General features: G+C 58.1%; 4 protein-coding genes and 3 pseudogenes. 6 read left to right on the forward strand and 1 reads right to left on the reverse strand.

The window, feature by feature from the left end; translation table 11 throughout:
* Window positions 1–199: 199 nt before the first annotated feature.
* Window positions 200–664, reverse strand: coding sequence for a hypothetical protein (locus L4923_RS30505; RefSeq protein WP_239370838.1), 465 nt, complete (start codon window positions 662–664; stop codon window positions 200–202).
* 339 nt (window positions 665–1,003) lie between these two features.
* On the opposite strand from L4923_RS30505, the gene L4923_RS30510 reads away from it, so the two are divergent.
* The 6 genes and pseudogenes from L4923_RS30510 to L4923_RS30530 form a co-directional block, all read left to right on the forward strand.
* Window positions 1,004–1,171 carry a hypothetical protein gene (locus L4923_RS30510; RefSeq protein ID WP_239370839.1) on the forward strand — a complete coding sequence of 56 codons (168 nt, stop codon included), beginning with the start codon at window positions 1,004–1,006 and terminating at the stop codon, window positions 1,169–1,171.
* 187 nt (window positions 1,172–1,358) lie between these two features.
* Window positions 1,359–1,589 carry a hypothetical protein gene (locus tag L4923_RS30515; RefSeq protein ID WP_239370840.1) on the forward strand — a complete coding sequence of 77 codons (231 nt, stop codon included), beginning with the start codon at window positions 1,359–1,361 and terminating at the stop codon, window positions 1,587–1,589.
* 485 nt (window positions 1,590–2,074) lie between these two features.
* Window positions 2,075–3,249 (forward strand): annotated as a pseudogene (locus L4923_RS30520) (Fic family protein).
* Window positions 3,250–3,260: 11 nt separating this feature from the next.
* Window positions 3,261–3,614 carry a hypothetical protein gene (locus L4923_RS30525; protein WP_239370841.1) on the forward strand — a complete coding sequence of 118 codons (354 nt, stop codon included), beginning with the start codon at window positions 3,261–3,263 and terminating at the stop codon, window positions 3,612–3,614.
* 308 nt (window positions 3,615–3,922) lie between these two features.
* Window positions 3,923–4,288, forward strand: a pseudogene (locus L4923_RS31270) (IS110 family transposase); the annotation flags it as partial.
* 25 nt (window positions 4,289–4,313) lie between these two features.
* Window positions 4,314–4,497, forward strand: a pseudogene (locus L4923_RS30530) (phosphoenolpyruvate phosphomutase); the annotation flags it as partial.

The raw sequence follows: 4,497 nt of genomic DNA on the forward strand, positions 1-4,497 counted from the left end.
GGCGATCTGACCTTTCAGGTCAAGCGCCTTGTCGTCGGACGTTGCAACCGCCCATGCGAGGTTGCCAAACCCCGAGCCGGAACTTCGGCCCGCTGCAACACCTGGCGATCGATCGATGGTCAGAGACTTGCTCATTCGATTGCACCCTTATCTGCCTTCCCGGTGATAGCACACTCAGAGTCGTCGATAGTCGCGCACTCTAGCAGCCGTTGTCTAGGCGATGCCAAGCGTTTCGGTACTCTGGGCGGTCATAGGCTTTCGGTTGAAGCCAATGAGCTGGACCTTTGTCGGATTTTATCACTCGGTCAGTATATGCGAGGCCCTTTACCTCCTCACGGGTCATGACGAAGCAAGTCGGCTGTTCGTTGTTGGCGTTGATGGTGATGATCCACCAATCAGAGCACAAGCTATCGAGGTTGCGCCCGAGAGGCACCGGTGCTCGTTTGCTCAGTGCTTTGGATTGCACGCCCAGATAGACCGTCTCATCCGAGTTTGTAACAATAAGATCTGAGCCTCTGGCGTTCCGAACCGTTGGCATAACGTGCCAACCTCGCCGAGAAAGATGCCAGGATACGTAGTAGAGCCCGGCATTGCCTGTAATCTGCAGCCTGCTCCTGGTTTCAATCGCATCAGACCCAACCTGCACGAAACTGGGTTTGTCCATGCCCATTCTCCCCAATACCCGTTGTGCCAGCTTCGGTCAGGGGTTGGCAAAGGGCAAGACGAGCGAGCTTACTTTCGCAGTGGCTTTCACCAGACAACGCAATAATACTGCCTTCCCTGCTCTCTCGTCGGTTGATTTCAGTCAAATCCCCCGTCAGACCCACCCCATCTACCAAATTGCATCTATGGGTTGGCTTTGCGACGCCTGACTTCTTCGGCCATGCGTTCCTCTTGGATGCCCATGAGGCGGTAAGGAATGGGGAGAGCAGGGCGAAGACAGGGAGTCCGCGCTGGGGTGGATGTTGCGCATTGGAAAATGCGCGATGGGAGGAAACTGAAAATGACCATTTCAACGAAATACCTCGGCCTTGATGTTCACCGGGACACGATATCGATTGCGGTCGCCGATGAAGGCCGAGACCGGGAAATCCGGTTCTTCGGAACCATCGCCAATGACGGCGACGCGCTGCTCAGAGCGTCGGTGAACATCGGGAAGGCGCGAAGCTAAAAGATCTGTTGCGAATCCGGCCCGTGTGGATTCGTGATCGCTTCTTGAAGCGTCTCGAGCTCGACTGCGTTGTGATCTCACCATCCTCCATGTCGCAACGTCCGAACGAGCGGGTGAAGACCGATCGGCGCGATGCCCAGACGCTGGCCTAGCTTTTGCGCGCCGGTGAACTCGCCACCGTCTCTGGGTGCCCGACGAAGCGCACGAGGCGATCCGCGACGTGATGCGGGCCCGCCGGCAGGTGAAGCAGGAGATTGCGTCACAGCTTCCGCAAACGCGAAAGCGCGCAAGCGTTGATGAGCGGTGCCATGCCACCGCCGTCGGCATTCTCGGCGCAGCGCTCTACGATCCCGTCTTTACCGGCGCCATTGTCGGCGCGCGTCAGTTTACCCTGGCACTGTCGTGCTCGTGCTGTTGATGGCGTGGAAAGCTGTGCCCTGGATCGTGATGCTCGTCGCCGCGGCGGGTGGCGTGTTGATTGGCTTCACGTGACGTCTATCGTAGTAGCTTCGGCGAGTCTCTGACGCTCATGGCGGCGTTCGCAGACCGAGGATCAGAATATCATAGCGCTCCAGCGGAAACGTAGTTATCAGTTTCATCCACGCTGGGGCGCAAAATACCGCCGATTGCCCCTTCACAGTACGCTATGGCCGCCGAACATACATTTGCATCAGGTGGAGGGCGGCCCATGCGTGGAAAGCGTAAAAACGGCGGCGTTTGGCGGCAGAAAAGTTCGAATCGCCTGCGGTCAGTTGCGAGATTTTGTCCCTACGAATGACAGCTACGCGCCTTCATATCAGCCATTGAGCATCGCTACGTTATTTAAGGGCGCTTACCTGAGTCCAGCCACTATTTAAGCCAAGCGCCAATTGCTTAAATAGCACCGCACCCGCATGATGGAGCATGCTCGAATCAGCTTCCAGTCTCCGGCTAGGCCGCTTGGTCGAGACCCCTGCTGCAGGCGAAATCGTGCGTGCTTTCGTGCCTCGTCCACTGCCGCCGGCCCCCCCGATCGACGTGTTGGCCCTTTTGGAACGCCTAAGTCTGGCCGAACGTGCCCTGGGGCGTCTGGACGGCATCACCATGCTGCTCCCGCGTCAAGAACTGTTCCTCTATATGTAGGTGAGGAAGGAAGCCGTGCTCTCGTCCCAGATCGAGGGCACGCAATCGACTCTTTCGGACCTGCTCCGCTTCGAAACCGAGGCCCAGGCCGGCCAGCCGATCGACGACATCCGCGAAGTCTCGAACTATGTCGATGCGATGATGTATGGGCTGGAGCGGCTGGATGACCTGCCGCTGTCGCTGCGTCTGATCCGCGAGATGCACCAACGGCTGCTACAGAGCGGGCGTGGCGGCACGAAAAATCCCGGAGAGTTTCGGCGGTCTCAGAACTGGATCGGCGGCTCACGTCCAGGCAACGCGCTATTCGTGCCGCCGCCGCCACCGAAATGGAGGCCTGTCTCGATGCGCTTGAGCGCTTCATGTACGAGGACGGCTCGCGACTGCCCGCCCTCATCAAGGCGGGGCTGCTGCATGTCCAATTCGAGACCATCCACCCGTTCCTTGACGGTAATGGAAGGATCGGTCGCTTACTGGTGACGCTGTACCTGTGCGTCAACGGCGTGCTGCGCAAGCCGCTGCTCTATTTGAGCCTCTACCTAAAAACTCATCGGTCCGACTATTATCGTCTCCTTCAAGAGGTGCGCGAGCACGGGGCATGGGAAGCCTGGCTCGATTTCTTCCTCACTGGCGTTGCGGATACGGCCAATCAGGCGTTCGCTACCCGGATCGTCGATCTGTTCAAGGAAGATCGCGAACGGATTACGACAGAGAGCGACCGAGCAGGCTCCGCACTACGTATCCACGATCTGTTTCAGCAAAACCCGTTCCTGACGGCCAACCAACTCGTTCAGAAGACAGGTCTCTCAGCCCCCACGGTCAACGCGGCGCTTGCTGATCTGGAGCGATTTGGCATCGTCGAGGAAATCACCGGGCGAAAACGGGGGCGCGTGTTCAGTTACCGGCGATATCTCGCCATCTTGAGCGAGGGAACCGACCCGCTCCCCACGACGGCTTAAAAGGGGAGTCCGTGCCGATAAAAACTATATCCGCGGCACAATTCGCGACCGCCTTCGATCTTAGGCCAAATCTCGTGGCTTGGTTCCTTGGCGCCGGCGCATCGGCGGCCTCTGGCATTCCGATCGGCTACGCCATGATCCGCGATTTCAAGACGCAAATCTTTTGCCGCGAGACGAACCTGTCAACGCGGGAGATCGATACGGCTGATCCCGTCTGGATCGACAGGATCGATGCCTTTTTCCGGCAAACGTCACCGTTGCCGCCTGACGGCGATCCTACGGAATATGCCAAGGCCTTCGAAGCGGTGTATCCAGAACCCCGGCATCGCCGACAAATGGCGGCTTCGGGTAGCGGGCGCCCGTGAAATGCGATACTGCCTCTGAAATGCCTTCTGTTGCCCAGGTTCCATAAATTTCGATACCGATCTATGAAGGGCACGCCCGATTGCAGGATTTCATGAAAATCGACAACCTTCGATGAATTTCTATGAAAATAGAATAGATCCTGTGAAAAACGATTCCGCATCTGTGGGTTGGGAAGCAAGCTGACCAATACCGTGGCGGGAGAGCGGCAGGCTCCGATTCTCGCAAAGGAGGGCCTTAGAGACCCTATGATGGTCACTTGCCCCGCGCCGGGCGGGGCTTCTGGATGTTGTGCATTGAGAAATGTGCAATGGAAGGAAGCAGATATGACTATTTCAACGAAATACATCGGCCTTGTGTTCACCGGGACACGATATCGATTGCCGTCGCCGACGAAGGCCGAGACCGGGAAATCCGGTTCTTCGGAACCATCGCGAATGACGGCGAGGCGCTGCACAAGGCATTGGCAAGTATCGGGAAAGACGGCGCGAAGCTGAAAATCTGCTACGAGTCCGGCCCGTGCGGGTTCGTCATCTATCGCTTTTTGAGGCGGTTCGGGCTCGATTGTGTGGTGATCTCGCCACCCTCCATGCCGCGACGTCCGAACGAGCGGGTGAAGACGGATCGGCGCGATGCCCAGACTCTGGCTCGGCTTTTACGTGCCGGCGAGCTCGCTGCCGTCTGGGTGCCCAACGAAGCGCATGAGGCGATCCGCGATGTGGTGCGGGCGCGCCGACATGATCCTGATCCACTCGAAGAAGCAGCATCCCGGCGAGATCGAGAGCTTTTCAAAGGCCTGGGATGGCGGCATCCCGCTCGTCATTGTCCCCAATGCCTATCCCGAACTCAGCAGCGACCATATCCGCGCGCTCGGCAATATCCGCA

It is taken from the genome of Terribium retamae (assembly GCF_022347545.1).
Classification (GTDB): domain Bacteria; phylum Pseudomonadota; class Alphaproteobacteria; order Rhizobiales; family Rhizobiaceae; genus Mesorhizobium; species Mesorhizobium retamae.

Coding starts and splice junctions, on each gene's coding strand:
- L4923_RS30510 (WP_239370839.1), top strand. CDS start 1,004: ATGACCATTTCAACGAAATACCTCGGCCTTGATGTTCACCGGGACACG.
- L4923_RS30505 (WP_239370838.1), bottom strand. CDS start 664: ATGGACAAACCCAGTTTCGTGCAGGTTGGGTCTGATGCGATTGAAACC.